At 69.2% G+C, this 17,985-nt stretch carries 20 protein-coding genes; 8 read left to right on the top strand and 12 right to left on the bottom strand.

All coding sequences use genetic code 11. The features are described 5' to 3' along the window. Positions 1-13: 13 nt before the first annotated feature. Both TSH58p_RS08930 and TSH58p_RS08925 read right to left on the bottom strand, forming a co-directional pair. The gene (locus TSH58p_RS08930) at positions 14-1,870 is read right to left on the bottom strand and encodes a CHASE domain-containing protein (RefSeq protein WP_109070028.1); all 1,857 of its coding nucleotides are present in this window, start codon (positions 1,868-1,870) and stop codon (positions 14-16) included. Between the two features lie 14 nt (positions 1,871-1,884). Then, a complete protein-coding gene (locus tag TSH58p_RS08925) occupies positions 1,885-2,298 on the bottom strand; it encodes a response regulator (protein ID WP_051657953.1) in 414 nt (137 codons plus the stop codon). 313 nt (positions 2,299-2,611) lie between these two features. On the opposite strand from TSH58p_RS08925, the gene cimA reads away from it, so the two are divergent. The 6 genes from cimA (at position 2,612) to rpsD (ending at position 7,398) form a co-directional block, all read left to right on the top strand. Beyond that, positions 2,612-4,216: a citramalate synthase gene (gene cimA / locus TSH58p_RS08920; protein WP_109070029.1), complete on the top strand. Its 1,605-nt coding sequence runs from the start codon at positions 2,612-2,614 to the stop codon at positions 4,214-4,216. Between the two features lie 16 nt (positions 4,217-4,232). Beyond that, positions 4,233-5,003 carry an RNA methyltransferase gene (locus TSH58p_RS08915; protein ID WP_109070030.1) on the top strand — a complete coding sequence of 257 codons (771 nt, stop codon included), beginning with the start codon at positions 4,233-4,235 and terminating at the stop codon, positions 5,001-5,003. 74 nt (positions 5,004-5,077) lie between these two features. Beyond that, entirely contained in the window at positions 5,078-5,770 is a 693-nt protein-coding gene (locus TSH58p_RS08910; RefSeq protein ID WP_247874037.1) for a PAS domain-containing transcriptional regulator, read from the top strand. Between the two features lie 156 nt (positions 5,771-5,926). Further along, a complete protein-coding gene (locus TSH58p_RS08905) occupies positions 5,927-6,139 on the top strand; it encodes a hypothetical protein (RefSeq protein ID WP_109070032.1) in 213 nt (70 codons plus the stop codon). A 141-nt stretch (positions 6,140-6,280) separates the two neighbouring features. Next, on the top strand, positions 6,281-6,577 hold the full coding sequence (cowN, locus tag TSH58p_RS08900; RefSeq protein WP_014239500.1) for a N(2)-fixation sustaining protein CowN: 297 nt from the start codon (positions 6,281-6,283) through the stop codon (positions 6,575-6,577). A gap of 206 nt (positions 6,578-6,783) precedes the next feature. Further along, the gene (rpsD, locus tag TSH58p_RS08890) at positions 6,784-7,398 is read left to right on the top strand and encodes a 30S ribosomal protein S4 (RefSeq protein WP_094303161.1); all 615 of its coding nucleotides are present in this window, start codon (positions 6,784-6,786) and stop codon (positions 7,396-7,398) included. Between the two features lie 164 nt (positions 7,399-7,562). On the opposite strand, the gene TSH58p_RS08885 is transcribed toward rpsD, so the two are convergent. The 3 genes from TSH58p_RS08885 to TSH58p_RS08875 all read right to left on the bottom strand — a co-directional run bounded on the left by TSH58p_RS08885 (position 7,563) and on the right by TSH58p_RS08875 (position 9,298). Then, entirely contained in the window at positions 7,563-7,793 is a 231-nt protein-coding gene (locus TSH58p_RS08885) for a type II toxin-antitoxin system RelE/ParE family toxin (RefSeq protein WP_158282603.1), read from the bottom strand. A 5-nt stretch (positions 7,794-7,798) separates the two neighbouring features. Next, on the bottom strand, positions 7,799-8,041 hold the full coding sequence (locus TSH58p_RS08880) for a hypothetical protein (RefSeq protein ID WP_109070035.1): 243 nt from the start codon (positions 8,039-8,041) through the stop codon (positions 7,799-7,801). A gap of 153 nt (positions 8,042-8,194) precedes the next feature. After that, entirely contained in the window at positions 8,195-9,298 is a 1,104-nt protein-coding gene (locus tag TSH58p_RS08875) for an alkene reductase (RefSeq protein ID WP_109070036.1), read from the bottom strand. Between the two features lie 206 nt (positions 9,299-9,504). On the opposite strand from TSH58p_RS08875, the gene TSH58p_RS08870 reads away from it, so the two are divergent. Then, positions 9,505-10,176, top strand: a complete 672-nt coding sequence (locus TSH58p_RS08870) for a TetR/AcrR family transcriptional regulator (RefSeq protein WP_109070037.1) — start codon at positions 9,505-9,507, stop codon at positions 10,174-10,176. Between the two features lie 4 nt (positions 10,177-10,180). On the opposite strand, the gene rarD is transcribed toward TSH58p_RS08870, so the two are convergent. The 7 genes from rarD to TSH58p_RS08835 form a co-directional block, all read right to left on the bottom strand. Next, on the bottom strand, positions 10,181-11,155 hold the full coding sequence (gene rarD, locus TSH58p_RS08865; protein ID WP_109070038.1) for an EamA family transporter RarD: 975 nt from the start codon (positions 11,153-11,155) through the stop codon (positions 10,181-10,183). A 100-nt stretch (positions 11,156-11,255) separates the two neighbouring features. Continuing rightward, entirely contained in the window at positions 11,256-11,699 is a 444-nt protein-coding gene (locus TSH58p_RS08860; RefSeq protein ID WP_109070039.1) for a hypothetical protein, read from the bottom strand. A 152-nt stretch (positions 11,700-11,851) separates the two neighbouring features. Further along, positions 11,852-12,193, bottom strand: coding sequence for a Grx4 family monothiol glutaredoxin (gene grxD, locus TSH58p_RS08855; RefSeq protein ID WP_014239508.1), 342 nt, complete (start codon positions 12,191-12,193; stop codon positions 11,852-11,854). A 47-nt stretch (positions 12,194-12,240) separates the two neighbouring features. Continuing rightward, positions 12,241-12,480 (bottom strand): BolA family protein, encoded by a 240-nt coding sequence (locus tag TSH58p_RS08850; protein WP_038531271.1) that lies wholly within the window; start codon positions 12,478-12,480, stop codon positions 12,241-12,243. A 297-nt stretch (positions 12,481-12,777) separates the two neighbouring features. Continuing rightward, the gene (purL, locus tag TSH58p_RS08845) at positions 12,778-14,958 is read right to left on the bottom strand and encodes a phosphoribosylformylglycinamidine synthase subunit PurL (protein WP_109070086.1); all 2,181 of its coding nucleotides are present in this window, start codon (positions 14,956-14,958) and stop codon (positions 12,778-12,780) included. 32 nt (positions 14,959-14,990) lie between these two features. After that, the gene (gene purQ, locus TSH58p_RS08840; protein WP_109070040.1) at positions 14,991-15,695 is read right to left on the bottom strand and encodes a phosphoribosylformylglycinamidine synthase subunit PurQ; all 705 of its coding nucleotides are present in this window, start codon (positions 15,693-15,695) and stop codon (positions 14,991-14,993) included. Positions 15,696-15,794: 99 nt separating this feature from the next. Continuing rightward, positions 15,795-16,691, bottom strand: coding sequence for a LysR substrate-binding domain-containing protein (locus tag TSH58p_RS08835; RefSeq protein ID WP_109070041.1), 897 nt, complete (start codon positions 16,689-16,691; stop codon positions 15,795-15,797). Positions 16,692-16,808: 117 nt separating this feature from the next. On the opposite strand from TSH58p_RS08835, the gene TSH58p_RS08830 reads away from it, so the two are divergent. Continuing rightward, the gene (locus TSH58p_RS08830; protein WP_109070042.1) at positions 16,809-17,984 is read left to right on the top strand and encodes an MFS transporter; all 1,176 of its coding nucleotides are present in this window, start codon (positions 16,809-16,811) and stop codon (positions 17,982-17,984) included. Position 17,985 lies beyond the last annotated feature (1 nt).

Here is a 17,985-nt window from a genome sequence, read left to right as displayed (position 1 = left end):
GGGCCGGAGGGCGTCACGCCTCCGAGGTCGCCGTCTCGGTGGCCTGACGGGGGCTGGTCGTCTCGTCGGGGATCTCGACCAGGAAGATGGCGCCGCGTCCCGGGCGCGACAGCACCCGCACCCGGTAGCCGAGCAGCCGGCTGAGCCGTGCCACGGTGGCGAGGCCGAGGCCGAGGCCCTTGCGCCGGTCGCGCTCGGGATTGCCGATCTGATAGAAGTCCTCGAAGATCAGATGCAGCCGATCCTGCGGGATGCCGGGGCCGGTGTCCTGCACCTTGATGGCGGTGAAGCCGCGCGCCTGCCGGCAGGTCACCCGGATGGTGCCGCTGTGGGTGTATTTCAGCGCGTTGCTCAGCAGGTTGCGGACGATCCGCTCCAGCATCGCCGGGTCGGTCGTCACCCGGGCGCCGCCGCAGGTGACGCGGAAGCCCAAACCCTTGCCGGCGGCCTCCAGCCGGCCTTCCTCGCAGATGCGCTCCAGAAAGACGGGCAGGTCCAGTTCGGACAGCTGCGGGCTGATCACGCCGGTTTCCAGCGTGGCGATGTCCATCAGCGAGTTCAGCAGGCGCTGGGTCGCCTCGAAGCCGTCGCGGGCAGCATCCACCAGCTTGCGCAGCCGGGGGCTGTCCGCCTGTTCGCCGATCATGTGCAGATAGATGCCCAGCGTCTGGAGCGGCTGGCGCAGGTCGTGACTGGCGGCGGCGAGGAAGCGCGACTTGGCGGCGTTGGCCTGCTCCGCCTCCGCGCGCGCCCGCGCCAGCGCGTCGTAGCTGCGGCGCAGTTCCTCCATGCGGTCGCGGTCCTGCAGCACGGAATTGACGGTGGCGACCAGAAGCAGGGTGATGATCAGACCGGCGAACAGCACCGCCCGCGGCGTGGCGCTGGCCACGCTCTCCTCGAAGGCGTGGGTGCCGGACAGGACCAGCGTCCAGGGGCGCCCGAACACCTCGACGTGGAGAACCTCCTGAAAAGCGGCGTCCCGGGCGACCGCGGAGTCGAACATCAGCGAGTCCGGCGTGGCCTCCGTCCCGTCATGGACGCGGATGTCCAGCAGTTGGGACGCGCCCTGGCTCATGATGCTGCGCATCAGGTCGTGTGCGCGGAAGGGGCTGTAGACGAAGCCCAGCAGCGCCTCCCGCCGGTCGGCGGCGGTGGTCAGGGGCAGGGTCTGGTCGTAGACGGGCACATAGATGAGGAAGCCGGGCTGCACGTCCTCCTCGGTTTCCTGGACCAGCCGCAACCGGGCGGTCGCCGCGGCGGTGCCGGTGCCGCGGGCGCGCTCCATGGCGGCTTGGCGGGTCGGCTCGGCGTGCATGTCGAAGCCGAAGGCCCGCAGGTTGCGGCTGGCGAAAGGCTCGATGTAGACGATGGGGAAATATTCGGGCCGCTCCCCCTCCGGCGTCACGCGGTAGCTGTAGAAGCCGGCGGCGTGCAGCGCCGCCTCGTGCTGCTCCCGGTCGGGCGCCTTCACGCGCTTGGCGTAGCCGATGCCCTGGATGCCGGGATAGCGGTCCTCCACATGCAGGCCGGTGACGTAGGCCCGCCATTCCGTCCGGCTGACCTGCCCGCCGCCGGCGTCCACCATCGCCACGGCGCCCTGGAGCATCTGCTCGTAGGTGTCGAGCCGCTCGGTGACGTCGCCCGCCAGATCGCGGGCCAGCGCACGGAAGCGCGTCTCGGCCAGCCGGTGATTCTGCTCGGTCAGCAGCCACCAGGCGAGGCCGGTCAGCAGCAGCCCCAGCCCGAAGACCACCCAGCTTTCCCAGGAACGGAACAGCCGCCCGTCGGGAACGGCGGCGCGCCTGCGCTTCGGCCCGTTGTGCGTCGGCGTGGGTGGCGCGGCGGGCGCCGGTGGTAAGGGAACGTCCATGCCGGTCCGGCCCGTCACGCCGTGCCGGCGGGCTGCTCCCGCAGCACCTTGGTCAGCACCGCCTGGAGATGGGGCGGCAGCACCGGCTTCTGCAGAACGGTCAGCCCACGGGCGCGGGCGTCGCGCAGCCCTTCGGTGGAGGTGTCGCCGGTGATGATGACGCCCGGCACCTCGGCCCCGGCCTCCGCCCGGATGCGGTCGATGGCCTGGACGCCGGTGCGCCCTTCGCGCAGGCGGTAGTCGGCCAGGATGGCGTGCGGCGTTTCCCCGGCGATGGACAGGCGGTCGACGGCCTCGCCCTCGCTTTCGGCGGTGACGACCCGGTACCCCCACATCTCCAGGAGGAGGTTGAGGGCCTGCAGAACCGTCCGCTCGTCGTCGATCACCATGACGAGCTTGTCCTGGTCGTCGTCACCCGCGGGAGTCACTGTGTCCAATCCATCCGTTCACAAGGGCCGGTGATCATACAGACCAACAGGCGTCCGGCCAGAAAAGATTACCGCACCCGTGAGATGGGCGCCATGCAGAGGGGCGGCTGTGTAGCACAGACGATGGTTTATTCGGTCAGTACATTTGTCCTATTACCTCCATTGCGTGCCTATGGCCGGCGCGGCAAAGCCCCGCATTCCTGGTGGGTTCGATCAAAAGCATTGAGCTGGCGAAGCGCATCGTCCATTCTTCCGGCCCCCCGGAGAGTCCTATGACCTTCCTTCGGGCGACCAATATCTTCGGGCGGCGGCAATGACGGGCGAACGCATCTATCTGTACGACACCACGCTGCGCGACGGGGCGCAGACCCAGGACGTGGATTTCTCCGTCGCCGACAAGATCGCCATCGCCCGCGACCTCGACCGGCTGGGAATCGACTATGTGGAAGGCGGCTGGCCCGGCGCCAACCCGACCGACGACCAGTTCTTCGCGGAGGCGCCGGATCTCGCCCGCTCGACCTTCACCGCCTTCGGCATGACCCGCCGTCCCGGCCGCAGCACCGCGAACGACCCGCAGCTCGCCGCCCTGATCCAGTCCAAGGCGCGCGCCGTCTGCATCGTCGGCAAGACCTGGGACTTCCATGTCGACGTGGCGCTGGCCATCCCGCGCGAGGAAAACATCGAGCTGATCGCCGACAGCATCGCCGCGCTGAAGGCCGCCAAGGGCGAGGCGCTGTTCGACGCCGAGCATTTCTTCGACGGCTACAAGCGCAACCCGGCCTACACCGCCTCCTGCATCAAGGCCGCCTACGGGGCGGGGGCGCGCTGGGTCGTGCTGTGCGACACTAACGGCGGCACGCTGCCCCACGAGATCGACGAAATCGTCCGGCAGGTGATCGAGGAGCACGGCATCCCCGGCGACCGTCTGGGCATCCACTGCCACAACGACACCGAGAACGCCGTCGCCAACTCGCTGGCCGCGGTGCGCGCCGGGGTGCGGATGGTGCAGGGGACGATCAACGGGCTGGGCGAGCGCTGCGGCAACGCCAACCTCGTGTCGCTGATCCCGTCGCTGATGCTGAAGATGTGCTACGACGTCGGCATCAGGCCCGCCGACCTGCCGCTGCTGACCGAGATCAGCCGCAAGTTCGACGAGCGGCTGAACCGCGCGCCGAACCGCCACGCCCCCTACGTCGGCGCCAGCGCCTTCGCCCACAAGGGCGGGCTGCACGTCTCCGCCGTGGAGAAGGACCCATCCTCCTACGAGCATGTCGAGCCGGAGGCGGTCGGCAACCGCCGCCAGATCGTCATGTCGGACCAGGCGGGCCGCGCCAACGTCATCGCGCGGCTGCGTGAGATGGGCATGGCCGTGGACCCGAAGGACGAGCGGCTGAACCGCCTGCTCGACCTCGTGAAGCAGCGCGACACCGAGGGCTACGCCTACGACACCGCCGAGGCCAGCTTCGAGCTGCTGGTCCGCCGTGAGCTGGGCGAGGTGCCCGACTATTTCACCCTGAAGCGCTTCCACGTCACCGACGAGCGCCGCTACAACGCCAAGGGCGAGCTGGTGGTCGAGTCCGAGGCCGTCGTCCGCGTGAAGATCGGCGGCAAGGAGTATCACGAGGTGGCGTCGGGCAACGGCCCGGTGAACGCGCTGGACACCGCGATGCGCAAGGCGCTGGAGCCGCTGTACCCGCTGCTCGACGGGGTGAAGCTGTCCGACTACCGCGTGCGCATCCTGGCGGCCAAGGACGGCACCGGCGCCATGCCGCGCGTGCTGATCCGCTCGCGCAACGGCGACGGGCAAGAATGGTCGACGCTGGGCGTCTCCACCAACATCATCGAGGCGTCGATGGAGGCGCTGGTGGACAGTTACACATTCAAGCTGTTTAAAGGCGGCGCAACACCGCGAAGCTGAGACCAAAGTTCAGATCATGACCTCCGGCAAAGACCCCAACCGGCCCTCCGTCCTGGGCGGCCCGACCATCATCCTCGTGCAGCCCCAGCTCGGCGAGAACATCGGCGCCTGCGCGCGGGCCATGCTCAACTGCGGCCTGACCGAGCTGCGTCTGGTGAAGCCGCGCGACGGCTGGCCGAACGAGAAGGCGGTGGCCGCGGCGTCGGGCGCCGATCCGGTGCTGGACGGGGCGAAGCTCTATGAGACGACGGCGGAGGCCGTGGCCGACCTCAACGTGGTCTTCGCGACCACCGTCCGCACCCGCGGGATGATCCAGGAGTTCGTCACCCCGCGCGTCGCCGCGACGGAGCTGCGCGCTCATGTGGACGCCGGGCACAAGACCGGCGTGCTGTTCGGGCCGGAGCGCACCGGGCTGGTCAACGACGATCTGACGCTGGCTTCAACGCTGATCACCGTTCCGCTGAACCCGGCCTTCTCCTCGCTCAATCTGGCGCAGGCGGTCCTGCTGATCGGCTACGAGTGGTTCCAGACCGGCGAGATCCCGCCCGACCGCGTTCTGCACACTGGCCAGACCCGCCCGGCGACCAAGGCGGAGCTGGTGAACTTCTTCGAGCATCTGGAAGGCGATCTCGACCGCACCGGCTTCTTCACCTCGCCGGAAAAGCGCCCCTCCATGGTCCGCACCCTGCGCAACGCCCTGGAGCGGATGCAGATGACCGAGCAGGAGGTCCGCACCTTCCACGGCGTCGTCGCGGCGCTGACCGGACGGCGCAAGGGCGAACCGTAACCCTCTTTCCTAACCTCTTCCCTTCCGGGGCCAATCGCTGCCTATACTGCCCCATGGAATACACCTTGCAGCATATGGACGTTGGCCTCGTCCTGCTCGACGGCGACCGGCGCGTGGTGTCGGTCAACGCGTCCGTGGCGCGGATGCTGGGGCGCGACCGTCCGCTGCTGGGGGCCAGCCTGCACGACCTGCACCCGCCGGGCAGCCGCGCCAAGGTGGAACTGCTGCTGGCCGCGGCGCACGACCCGGAGTCCCCGGCGGCGGCCAGTTCCATGATGGTGGCCCTGCCGGGGCGGACCATCGTGGTGAAGGCCACCGCCCTGCCGCCGGGCGGCGGAGCCGCGCTGGCCCTGATGCTGTTCGAGGTGAACGGGAAGGCGCTTCCCGAGCCGGCACTGCCGCCGCCCGCGGACGCGGCGCCCGAACCGGTCACGCCGCTGGTGAAGCTGCCGATCACGACGCGCCAGGGCGTGGTTCTGATCGATCCTGCCGACGCGGTCTATGTGCAGGCCGACGGCCATTACACGCGGGTCCACACGGCGGACGGCGCCTTCTTCTGCTCGCTCTCGCTTTCGGAGCTGGAGGCGCGGCTCGACGGGCGGCAGTTCGTGCGGGCGCACCGCCGCTATCTGGTGAACCTGCGCCACGCCCAGGCCATCGACCGCAGCGACGGGCGGGCCGCCTTCGTCATGGCCGCCCCCGGCTCCCCCCGCGTGCCGGTCAGCCGCGGCCGGATCGAGCAGCTGAAGAAGCTGCTGGCTCTCTAGCCCTTCCCCTTGCGCGCATCAGGGTTGTTCCCGCAGGGCTGTGACTTCCGGCGGCGGTTGATCCGCCTCAATCGTTCGGCCCCGCCGCAGGCGTAGAACAAAGCCATGGCCGGCGCCCGCATCGGGTGGGCGCCACGATGACGAGGAGATACGGCCATGGCTTTCCTGGACGACGACCGCGCCTATGTGGACCAGCTCGTGGTGGAGTATTACGGCGACCGCCTGACCGGGCTGGCGCCGGAGCGCCTTGCCGCCCTGCACGCGCTGTTCGGCGAGGTGATGTGGCACGAGGGGATCGAGGCGCTGACCCCGCAGCGGCTGAACACGCTGCTGGAATTCAGCGAGGAAGAGCTGTCGCACGCCGCCTGAGCGGTGAGAGCGCGAACCGTTCGCGCAGGACACCCGCCGTTCACGCCGCCCGCCCGCCGTTCGTGCAGCGGGTCTTGTTCCTGGACCCGCCTTCCGCGATGAGAAAGGCCAACACCAGCCTCATTCGTGGGAATCACGACCGTGGACGCAACCGACACTCCCGACCGCTACGTCTCCTTCAAGGGCATCGACTGCGAGGGCAACTCCCGCCGCATCATCGAACGCCTCTACATGCACATCGACGATCCGGCCAAGACCAACGCCTTCTGGGAACGCTTCCGGGCGAAGCTGGCCGTGGCCGACGATCCGCTGAAGCGCCAGGCGGACGGGCTGTGCCTGCTCTGCGCCAACGTCTACTACATCTCCGACCTGTTCGAAGAGTATGAGGACGAGGAAGGGCTGGCCATGCTGCGCCAGCTTGAGGACGAGTGCTGCTGACGCGTCGTTCCGGCCTCCTGGTCTGACGACTCATGGTTTGACGACTCATGGTTTGACGACTCATGGTTTGACAAGGCGCGCCGAATCCGTATAGTGCGCGCCTTCACTCCTGGGAAAGCGGGCGTGCCTTCTGTTTGCGCCCCGTCCGCGGCCTGTTCCGCGGAACTACCGGGACAAAACCAACTCGTGTTCCATCGAGGATCAAAATGGCCAAGCGTCAACAGTCCAAGTACAAGATCGACCGCCGTCTCGGCGTAAACCTCTGGGGCCGTGGCAAGTCGCCGATCAACAAGCGTGAGTATGGCCCCGGCCAGCACGGCCAGCGCCGCAAGAAGCCGTCCGACTACGGCCTGCAGCTCATGGCGAAGCAGAAGCTCAAGGGCTACTACGGCAACATCGGCGAGAAGCAGTTCCGCCGCATCTACGCCGAGGCCGTGCGCCGCAAGGGCGACACCGGCGAGAACCTGGTGGGCCTGCTGGAGCGCCGCCTGGACGCGGTGGTCTACCGCATGAAGTTCGCGCCGACCCCGTTCGCCGCGCGCCAGATCATCAATCACGGCCACATCCTGGTCAACGGCCGCCGCCTGAACATTCCGTCGGCCCAGATCAAGGAAGGCGACACCATCGAGGTGCGCGCCAAGTCCAAGCAGATGGCCCTCATCCTCGAGGCCGCCGCCTCGGGTGAGCGCGACACCCCGGACTACCTGGAAGTCGACTCCGGCGCCCTGAAGGGCCGCTTCGTGCGCGTCCCGCTGCTGGCCGACATTCCGTACCCGGTCCAGATGGAACCGAACCTGGTCGTCGAGTTCTACTCGCGCTGACCGTTCGGCCCAGCCGACACGCGAAAGGCCGCGCCTCCGGGCGCGGCCTTTTTCGTTTGGGGATGGGCGGTCGTGTTTCAGTACGGCGTCCGCAAAACCCCTTCGGGTAGGGCTGCTCCATGGAGAACGCGCAGTATCCTCAGCGCATCCGGCCCCTGGCGGCGCTAATAGATCAGATGGCGGTCAAACCCGGCGACGGGCCACGCCCGTATGCCGCGAAGCGCCGGATTCTGCCAAAGTCGGGTCGATCCTATGTCGGGATGCGCGGCCATACGAGCGAAACCGCGGTCGATGGCGGTCAGGAAGCGTTCGGCGGCCGCCTCGTCCCGAAGGCCGATGTGCGTGTAATGGTCAAGAATATCCTTCCGCGCGCGTGGGCTTGGAAGGATGCGCATGGCGCTCAGATGTCTTTGCGGGCTGCGGCCAGAGCGGCCCGGCATTCGGCCCGCATCGCCTCGGCATCCCACTCTTCGCCGTCTCCTTCAAGCCCCTCCAACAAGGCGCCTTCCAGAGCGTCGTCGGATGCATCGCGGGCATCGGCGGCAATGAGATGGGCAAGATAGGAGGCGACATCCTGAAAACCGGCTTCGCTGGCGCGGCGTTCAGCCATCTGTTCGATGTTGCGCGGCAGAATCACGCTCATGCCCGTCTCCTTCGCTCGGTTCAGGATAACAGCCGATTCCCGGAACGGGCAACGTCCGCGCTGGTGGCGCGGTCGAAAGAAAAAAGCCGGAACCCTTGCGGGTCCCGGCCTTGAGGTGCGGGGATCGGGGGCAACCCCCGCGGGGGGAGGGGGTCAGGCGTCGGCCGTTTCCAGCGCCGGATAGTCGGTGTAGCCGTGGGCGTCGCCGCCGTAGTAGCTGGCCTTGTCCGGCGTGTTCAGCGCCGCGTTGCGGCGGAAGCGCTCCGGCAGGTCCGGGTTGGCGATGAAGGGCTCGCCGAAGCTCACCGCGTCCGCCGCGCCGGCGGCGATGGCCGCCTCGGCCTGCTCCTTGCTGTAGCCGCCGTTGATGATGAAGGGGCCCTTGAAGATCCGGCGCAGCTCCGCCGCGAGGTGCGGGGCGCCCTCCGGCGGGGCCATGTGGTGGCCGGGCTGGCCTTCGATGAGGTGCAGGAAGGCGAGGCCGAAGGGGTTCAGCGCCTCGGTGACGTGGGTGTAGAGCGCCCGCGGGTCGCTGTCCCCCATGTCGTTGAAGGTGCCGGTCGGCGACAGCCGGACGCCGACCCGGCCGGGGCCGACGGCGGTGGTCACCGCGTCCACGATCTCCAGCAGGAAGCGCGCCCGGTTCTCCACGCTGCCGCCGTAGCGGTCGGTGCGCTTGTTGCTGCGGTCACGCAGGAACTGGTCGATCAGATAGCCGTTGGCGCCGTGGATCTCCACGCCGTCCAGCCCGGCGTCGAACACCGCGCGCTTGGCGGCGTCGGCGAAGGCCTTGACCAGACCGGGGATCTCGTCGGTCTCCAGGGCGCGCGGGGTGGGGAAGGGCACCAGGCCCTTGCTGGTGTAGGACTCGCCGGCGGCGGCGATGGCCGAGGGGGCGACCGGCAGCGCGCCGTTCGGCTGGAACTCCGTGTGGGAGATGCGGCCGACGTGCCAGAGCTGCGCGGCGATCAGGCCGCCCTTGGCATGGACCTCCTCCGCGATGCGGCGCCAGGCGAGCGTCTGCGCGTCGGTGTGGATGCCCGGGGTGCTGGGATAGCCCTGGGCGGTGGCGGAGACCTGCGTCGCCTCGGTGATGATGAGGCCGGCGGAGGCGCGCTGGCCGTAATACTCGGCCATCAGCGGGGTGGGAACGTTGCCCTCGCCCGCGCGGCTGCGGGTCATCGGCGCCATGATGACGCGGTTCGGCAGTTCCATGGAGCCAAGACGCAGCGGCGTGAACAGATTGGCGGTGGTCATGATGCGGTTGCCCTCTCGATTCAAAAATCGGGTCCCACGTTGGGGCGTTCCAAGGTGGGGTCCGGGGTTCCGCGGGTTGGGCGGCGCCCGGTATGTATGTGCGTACATACTTGTCAGGGCCATCCGGGCTTGTCAAGTATGCACGTGCATACCTATTATCATTTCAGCCGCCGCACGGATCGGCGGCCAGTGAGAGGGCCTGCATCGTGGACAAGACCGACACCCCGGCCGCCGCCCCGGCCATCGACGACGGCTGTTGCGCCGCCGGGACGGACGCGCCCGCGCGCAAGCGCGACCGCGAGGCGACCAAGGGCGTTCTGCTGGACGCGGCCAAGATGGTGTTCGCCGAGCGCGGCTTCGACGCCGCGACCACGCGCGACATCGCAAGCCGCGCGGGTGTGAACGAGCAGCTGATCCAGCGTTATTTTTCGGGAAAGGCCGGGTTGCTGCTGGCCGTCGTGGAGCGCTACGGGCGCGAGGAGGGGAGCGGCTGCGCCATGCCGCCGCCCGGCGACGATCTGGAGGAGGATCTGGCGGCCTTCCTGCTGCACCAACTCCGCCACGCCTGGAAGTGCCGCGACTTCACGCGGGTGATGCTGGCGCGCGCGCTGGTCGATCCGGACATCGCGAACGAGATGGCCCGCACCCTGTCGGAAAGCCGCATTCCCTGCCTGCTCAGCCGGCTGGAGATCTTCCGCGAGCGCGGGGCGATCGCGGCGGACGCCGACCTCGCCCACGTCGCGGCGGGCATCGCCACGCTCAGCTTCGGGCTGGGCTTCCTCGATCAGGTGGTGTTCGGGCGCTGCCCGGACCGGGTCAACGAGGTGGTGAGGACGCTCGCCCACACCATGGCCCACGGCCTCGCGCCGCGGGCCTGACTCCTCAGTCCGCCCGGCACGCGGCGGCGCGGGCCTGCTCGGCGCGGGCCTCGGCGCGGGCGGCGCGGTGGGTGAACAGCGCGTCCGCCGAATAGAGCGCCAGCGCCACCCAGATGCAGACGAAGGCCAGCAGGTGGGAGGAGGTGAAGGCCTCGCCATAGACCGCGACGCCGAGCAGGAGCTGCCCGGTCGGGCTGATGTATTGCAGGATGCCGATGGTCGACAGCTTCAGCCGGGCGGCGCCGACCATGAACAGCACCAGCGGGATGGCGGTCACCGGACCGGTCAGGATGATCAGCAGGTCGGTGCCCAGCCCGTGCGCGCCGAAACTTCCCAGGCCCTGGGCGTTCAGCCACAGCAGATAGACGATGGCCGGCGGCACCAGCAGCACCGTTTCCACCAGCAGCCCGATCAGCGGGTCGATGGCCGCCTTCTTGCGCACCAGCGCGTAGACGCCGAAGCTCAAGGCCAACGACAGCGCCACCCAGGGAACCTCCCCGTAGGACAGGACGAGGCTCAGCACGCCCACCGCCGCGATCACGACCGCCACGCCCTGCCGCTTCGACAGCCGCTCCTGAAGGAAGGCCATGCCCAGCAGCACGTTGATGATGGGGTTGATGTAATAGCCGAGGCTGGACTGCACCAAATGGCCGTTGTTCACGGCCCAGATGAAGATGGTCCAGTTGCTGCCGATCAGCGCCGTCGTCACCAGGAAGATGCTCAGGCGCCGCCAGCTTCCCACCCCGCGCACGATGCCGGACAGGCCGCGCGTCGGCACCAGCCACAGCCCGACCAGGATCACCGTCCACAGCACCCGGTGTGCGACGACCTCCACCGCCCCGACGTTGCCGAGCTGCTTGAAGAAGATCGGTGCCAGTCCCCCCCAGATCAGGAAGGCTGTCAGGGCGGCGGCGAAGCCCAGGGTGGCGGGGTTGCGCCCGTCGGCCTGCGGCGAGGAGGGGGAGGGAGTCTGGGCCATGACTCCCCTTTACCATGCCCAAGAAATGGGCGATAGGAACGCCCCCTCATGCCCGCACTGCGCGCCGGGAATGCCGCAATTCCCGCAGGGGTTTCTCCGATCAGCCCCCTCCGCCGCCTGCGGTCCCGCTTCCGCTGCCGGTTGGGGCGCTGCCGGTTGGAGCGCTGCCGCGGGACATCGAACCGGACGACCCCGACGAGCTTCGGCCGATCGGGACGTTGGTTCCGACGCCCTCGCCGCGGACCAGCGCGCGGGCCTCGCGCAGCCGGGTCACGCAGCCGTCCGGATCGCCCTTGCCGGCGGCGGACCGCGCCTCGCCCAGCAGGCCGCGCAGCCGATCCTTCTGCTCGCCGGTCAGGGTGGTGTGGTTGCGCCCGCCGGCCACCACCTTGTCGCCCAGAAACAGGTCGGAGAAGCGGGACACCTCGTCCCGGCAGGCGGTCAGCCGCTCCTGCTTCGGGACCGTTCCGTCCTGGCCTTGTGCCGGAACGGGAAGAGTCATCAGAGCCAGCAGCGCCGCCGCTGGAAACACGCGCCTGTCCATGACCGGGCCTCCTTGTCCATGCCGAGTCCGTGCCGACACCTCCGCGGATTCGTCGATGGAAAAACAAGGGTGAACCGGGGCCTGTTCCGCCAATGGAAAAGGGCCCCGCGATGCGGAGCCCTTTGTCACACGTCTGCGGCGCGGATGGCCGATCAGGCGTTGGCGCCCGTCGCGACGCCCTTGTCGGCCAGCAGCGACTGCAGCTCGCCCGACTCGTACATCTCGCGCACGATGTCGCAGCCGCCGACCAGTTCGCCCTTGACGTAGAGCTGCGGGAAGGTCGGCCAGTTCGAGTAGTCCTTCAGCCCCTGGCGCAGGCCCGGGTCCTCCAGGATGTTGATGCCCTTGAACTTCACGCCGACGGTGCTGAGCACCTGGACGACGGCGGCGGAGAAGCCGCACTGCGGGAAGACGGGCGTACCCTTCATGTAGAGCACAACATCGTTGCCCTTGATGTCCTGCTCGATGCGATCCTTGACGTTCTGGTCAACCATGTCTCTCGGCCTTCTTACGATGTCATCGTGTTGTGCGGGATGCCGTCCTACGCGCCTTCCGGCACGGCGGTGGTCAGGGCCAGGGCGTGCAGTTCCCCGCCCATCCTGCCCTGGAGGGCGGCATAGACCATCTGGTGCTGCTGCACGCGCGACTTGCCCTTGAAGGCGGCGGAGGTGACCAGCGCGGCGTAGTGGTCGCCGTCGCCGCGCAGGTCGGCGATCTCCACCGTCGCGTCCGGGATGCCTTCCCTGATGAGCTTCTCGATCACCGCGGCTTCCATCGCCATGGCCGTCATCCTGTTCCGTCAATCCCTGCCCATGCGGGCACTGCCCGTATAATTAGGCGGAGCGGCCGGGTTTGTCACCGGAGAAGCGACGACATTCCGCGGTGCGAAGTACTGGCCCCCACCCTGACCCTCCCCCGCTGGGCGGGGGAGGGGACAGAACTCCCTCCCCTGCGAAGCGGGGGAGGGAAGGGGCCCGCGGCGCAGCCGTGGGAAGGGTGGGGGCAAGACTCCGCCCCGAAACGAAAAGGCCGGGCGATTGCCCGGCCTTCCGTTCTTCGAACCCTCAACCGCGTCCAATCACTCGGCGGCGGCCATGTAGCCCGGCAGCCAGGCCTCGTTGGCCTTCTTCAGGCGGGCGATGGTGATCGCCTCGCCGCCGCGGCCGGTCAGGGCCGTGCCGTTGGTCTTGCCGAGCACGCTCACCGGCACGCCGGCGGCCTTGGCCTTCTCCTGCACCGCGGCGGCCTTGTCCGGGCGGACGGCCAGGACGTAGCGGCCCTGGTCCTCGCCGAACAGGGTGCCGGCGTCGGCCCCGTCGAGGCCCGACAGGTTGGCGCCGATGCCGCCGGCCATGGCCATCTCGGCCACGGTGACCAGCAGGCCGCCGTCCTGGATGTCATGGCTCGACACCACCAGACCCTCGGCGATCAGGCCGCGGACGAACTCGCCGTTGCGGCGCTCCACCGCCAGATCGACCGGCGGCGGCGGCCCCTCTTCGCGGCCCAGGATCTCCCGCAGGTAGAGCGACTGGCCGAGATGGCCGTTGGTCTCGCCCACCAGAAGGATGGTGTCGCCCTCGTTCTTGAAGGCGATGCCGACGGCGATCATGGCGTCCGGCAGCAGGCCCACGGCGCCGATGGCCGGGGTCGGCAGGATCGCCTCGCCGTTGGTCTCGTTGTAGAGCGACACGTTGCCCGACACGACCGGGAAGTCCAGCGCGCGGCAGGCGTCGGCCATGCCCTGGATGGCGCCGACGAACTGGCCCATGATCCGCGGCTTCTCGGGGTTGCCGAAGTTCATGTTGTCGGTGACGGCCAGCGGCAGGGCGCCGACGGCGGACAGGTTGCGGTACGCCTCGGCCACCGCCTGGGCGCCGCCGCGCACCGGGTCGGCGAGGCAGTAGCGCGGGGTGCAGTCGGTGGTGACGGCGATGCCCTTGCTCTGGCCCGGCAGCCGCACCACGCCGGCGTCGGCCTGACCGGACATGAAGCGGGTGTCGCCGTTCACGAGGCTGTCATACTGCTCCCAGATCCAGCGCTTGGACGCCTGGTCGGGGCAGGACATGATCGTTTCCAGGATGTCGCCCAGCGTCCTGTCCGCCGGCAGGGCGCGCACGGCGTCCTCCAGCTCTGCGGCGGCCGGGGTCGGCTCCCACGGGCGGTCGTAGAGCGGCGAGGCGTTGGACACCGGCGCGATCGGCATGTCGCACCAGGTCTGGCCGTGCATCTTGATGACCAGCTTGCCGTTGTCGGTCAGCGTGCCGATCACGGCGAAGTCCAGCTCCCACTTGTCGAAGATCGCCTTGGCGACCTCCTCGCGGCCGGGCTTCAGGATGATCAGCATGCGCTCCTGGCTTTCGGAGAGCATGATCTCGTAGGGGGTCATCCCCTCCTCGCGCATCGGCACGTCGTCGAGCACCAGCTCGATGCCGAGCCCGCCCTTGCCGGCCATCTCGACCGAGGAGGAGGTGAGGCCCGCCGCACCCATGTCCTGGATGGCGACGATGGCGTCCGTCTCCATCAGCTCCAGGCAGGCCTCGATCAGCAGCTTCTCGGTGAAGGGGTCGCCGACCTGCACGGTCGGGCGCTTCTCCTCCGAATCCTCGCTGAACTCGGCCGACGCCATGGTGGCGCCGTGGATGCCGTCGCGGCCCGTCTTGGAGCCGACATAGACCACCGGATTGCCGACGCCCGCGGCGGCGGAATAGAAGATCCGGTCGGCCTTGGCGACGCCCACGGTCATCGCGTTGACCAGGATGTTGCCGTTGTAGGCCGGGTGGAAGTTGGTCTCGCCGCCAACCGTCGGCACGCCGACGCAGTTGCCGTAATGGGCGATGCCGGCCACCACGCCCGACACCAGATGGCGGGTCTTGGGATGCTCGGGCGCGCCGAAGCGCAGCGCGTTCATGTTCGCGATGGGCCGGGCGCCCATGGTGAACACGTCGCGCAGGATGCCGCCCACGCCGGTCGCAGCACCCTGGAAGGGCTCGATGTAGGACGGGTGGTTGTGGCTCTCCATCTTGAAGATGATGGCGTCGCCGTCGCCGGCATCGACCACGCCGGCGTTCTCGCCGGGGCCGCAGATGACCTGCGGGCCGGTGGTCGGCAGCGTCATCAGCCACTTCTTCGACGACTTGTAGGAGCAATGCTCCGACCACATCACCGAGATGATGCCCAGTTCCGTGTAGGTCGGCTTGCGCCCCAGGATTTCCAGGGCGTTGTTGTATTCCCCTTCGGACAGGCCGAACTCGCGGGCCATCTCCAGGGAGACATCGGGCTGCTGCGCGGTGGTCACGACAGGGCCTCCACCAGACCGTCGAACATGGGCTTGCCGTCGGTGTTGCCATGGAAGGCGGACACCGCGTCCTCGGGGTGCGGCATCAGGCCGAGCACGGTGCGCTTGGCGTTGAAGATGCCGGCGATGTTGTCCAGCGAACCGTTCGGGTTCCAGTCGTTCCGGTTCCAGCGCGGGTCGGCGTCGCCTTCGTCGCTGACGTAGCGGAAGGCCACCTGGCCCTCGCCGTCCAGCCGCTTCACCGTCTCGGCGTCGGTCCAGTAGTTGCCGTCGCCGTGCGCCACCGGGTAGCGGACGATCTGGCCCTTGCGGTACTTGGCCGTGAAGGGGCTGTCCGTGTTCTCCACCCGCAGATGCACGGTGCGGCAGATGAACTTCAGCTTGGCGTTGCGCATCAGCGCGCCGGGCAGCAGCCCCGCCTCGGTGATGATCTGGAAGCCGTTGCAGATGCCGAGCACCCGCACGCCCTGATCGGCCCGCGCCTTGACCTCGCGCATGATCGGCGAGTGCGCCGCCATGGCGCCGGAGCGCAGATAGTCGCCATAGGAGAAGCCGCCCGGAACGAGGATCAGATCGACCTTGGGCAGTTCGGTGTCGCGGTGCCAGACCAGATGCGGCTTGGTTCCGCTGGCGGCCTCCAGCGCGGCGACGGCGTCGCGTTCGCGGTTGGAGCCGGGGAAAACGATGACGGCGGCCTTCATGGGGCTTGGAAAATCCGGCGTCGTGGGGGGAACGGTTCGAGGCCGGACACTAAAGGCCCCGCCCCGGCAAAGCAAGGGCAAGGACCCCGCCATTCTCCCTTATCGGCCCTGCGTTGACGCCGCGGCGGCCTGTTCGCGCAGCCAGTCGGGGAAGGCGGGCGCCTCGGTGTGGCCGCGCTGACGGCTTTCCAGCAGGTAATAATGGCCGGACACCACCCCCTCCGCCCCCAGCGGCGCGGTCAGCCGCCCGGTCTCCAGCGGGCGCTCCACGAACAGGCGCGGCACGATGGCGACGCCCAGCCCGTCCTCCGCCGCCTGGATGGCGAAATAGGTGTGGTCGACCTCCATCCGGCTGCGGAAGGCGTCCAGCTCCAGCCCGTGCGCCGTGCTCCAGGCCGGCAGCAGGTCGGCGCGGGCGCGGATGGTGATGACCGTCCGGCGGGTCAGGTCGGCGGGGCTGCGCAGCGTCTCCAGGCCCGGCAGGGACGGGCTGCACACCGGCACGCAATGCTCGCGCATCAGGGGCAGCGGCTTCAGCCCGGCGAAATGGGCGGGGTCGCGGCGGATGGCGTAGTCGAAGGGGCGGCCGATGTCGATCGGCCCGGGGGCGGTGGACAGCGACACCGCCAGCTCGGGGAAGCGCTGCTGGAAGAGGGGCAGGCGCGGCAGCAGCCAGTGCATGGCGAAGGTCGGGATGCAGTCCACCCGCAGCGTCCGCCGCCCGTCGCCGTCGAGCAGCGTGTCGGTCGCCTGCTGGATCTCGGTGAACAGGTCGGCGATGCGGGTGAAGTAGCGCGCCCCGGCCTCGGTCAGCCGGACCTGCCGCTGGCTGCGGTCGAACAGCGCGACGCCGAGGAACAGCTCCAGGCTGCGGATCTGGCGGCTGACCGCACCGGGGGTGACGTTCAGCTCCTCCGCGGCGAGGCGGAAGCTGGAATGGCGTGCGGCGGCGACGAAGGCCCGCAGGGCGTTCAGCGGCGGGAAGCGGGAGGACATCCGTTGAGTTTTTCTCACCGGTCGGCGGAAGACAAGTCGTTTGTCGGTTTCCTACCGGCTGGCTAGGGTGCCTGCCGCTTTCCGTCGCCTCCTGGCCCCGTCATCCTCTGGTCCATCATGTCGCACATCACCCGCCGGCTGGTCTGGTTCCTTGGCGTCTCGCAGCTGCTGTGCTGGGGAATTTCCTATTACCTGATCGCCATCTTCGGGAATCCCATGGCCGCCGACCTGGACTTGAGCCTTCCGGTGGCCTTCGGCGGCTTCACGGCGGCGCTTCTGGTCATGGGGGTGGTGTCGGGCAGCGTCGGGCGGGCCATCGACCGCTGGGGCGGGCGCCCGGTGATGGTCATCGGCTCGCTGCTGACGGCGGCGGGGTGCCTGGGGCTGGCGTCCTCCACCGGGCTGGTGAGCTACTACGCCTCCTGGCTGGTGCTGGGTCTGGCGATGCGGGCGAGCCTGTACGAGGCGGCCTTCGCCGCGCTGGCCCGGCTGGGCGGCCCGCTGGCGCGGGTGCCGATCTCGCAGATCACGCTGCTGGGCGGGCTGGCGTCGACCGTGCTGTGGCCGGTGGGGCAGGCGATGGCCGACGCCTGGGGCTGGCGCGGCGCCCTGGTCGCCTACGCCGTCATCGCGCTTCTGACGATCCCGCTGCACGCCGCCATCCCGTCCGACCGTTACGTGCGCCCGCCGGTGCCGGCCGGAACGGAACCCGCCGGACCCGTGGACCCGCGACGGCGGGCCTGGGTGGCGCCTGTGTTCTACATGGTGATGACCACGGCGGTCGGCGTGCTGACCTCGGCGATGTCGGCGCACATGATCGGCATCCTGGTCGGGCTGGGGGCGGCGCCCGCGGCGGCGGTATGGATCTCCACGGTGCGCGGCGTCGGCCAGTCCTCGGCCCGGCTGTGCGAGGTGATGTCCGGGTCGCGCCTGCACCCCACCGCCCTGGCGCTGCTCGCCTGCGGCCTGCTGCTGCCCGGCTTCATCATCGGGCTGTGGAGCGGCGCGGCGCTGGCCGCCGGCGTCGCCTTCTCCCTGCTGTTCGGGGCGGGGGCCGGGCTGGCGACCATCGTGCGCGGCACGCTGCCGCTGGTGTTGTTCGACCCGCAGAGCTACGGCCGGACGGTCGGGCGGCTGCTGGTGCCGAGCTTCTACGCCGCCGCCCTGGCGCCGATGGGCTACGCGGTCATCATCGAGCGGGCGGGGGAGACGGCGGCGCTTCTGCTCTCCGCCGTCCTGGCGCTGGTGGCGGTGGCGGCGGCGGGGGTGCTGTGGGCAACCGCCCGCCGCTGAC

This window comes from Azospirillum sp. TSH58 (assembly GCF_003119115.1).
Taxonomy (GTDB): Bacteria; Pseudomonadota; Alphaproteobacteria; order Azospirillales; family Azospirillaceae; genus Azospirillum.
Note: the sequence above shows the minus strand (reverse complement) of the source record. Positions and strands in the feature narration are given on the sequence as shown.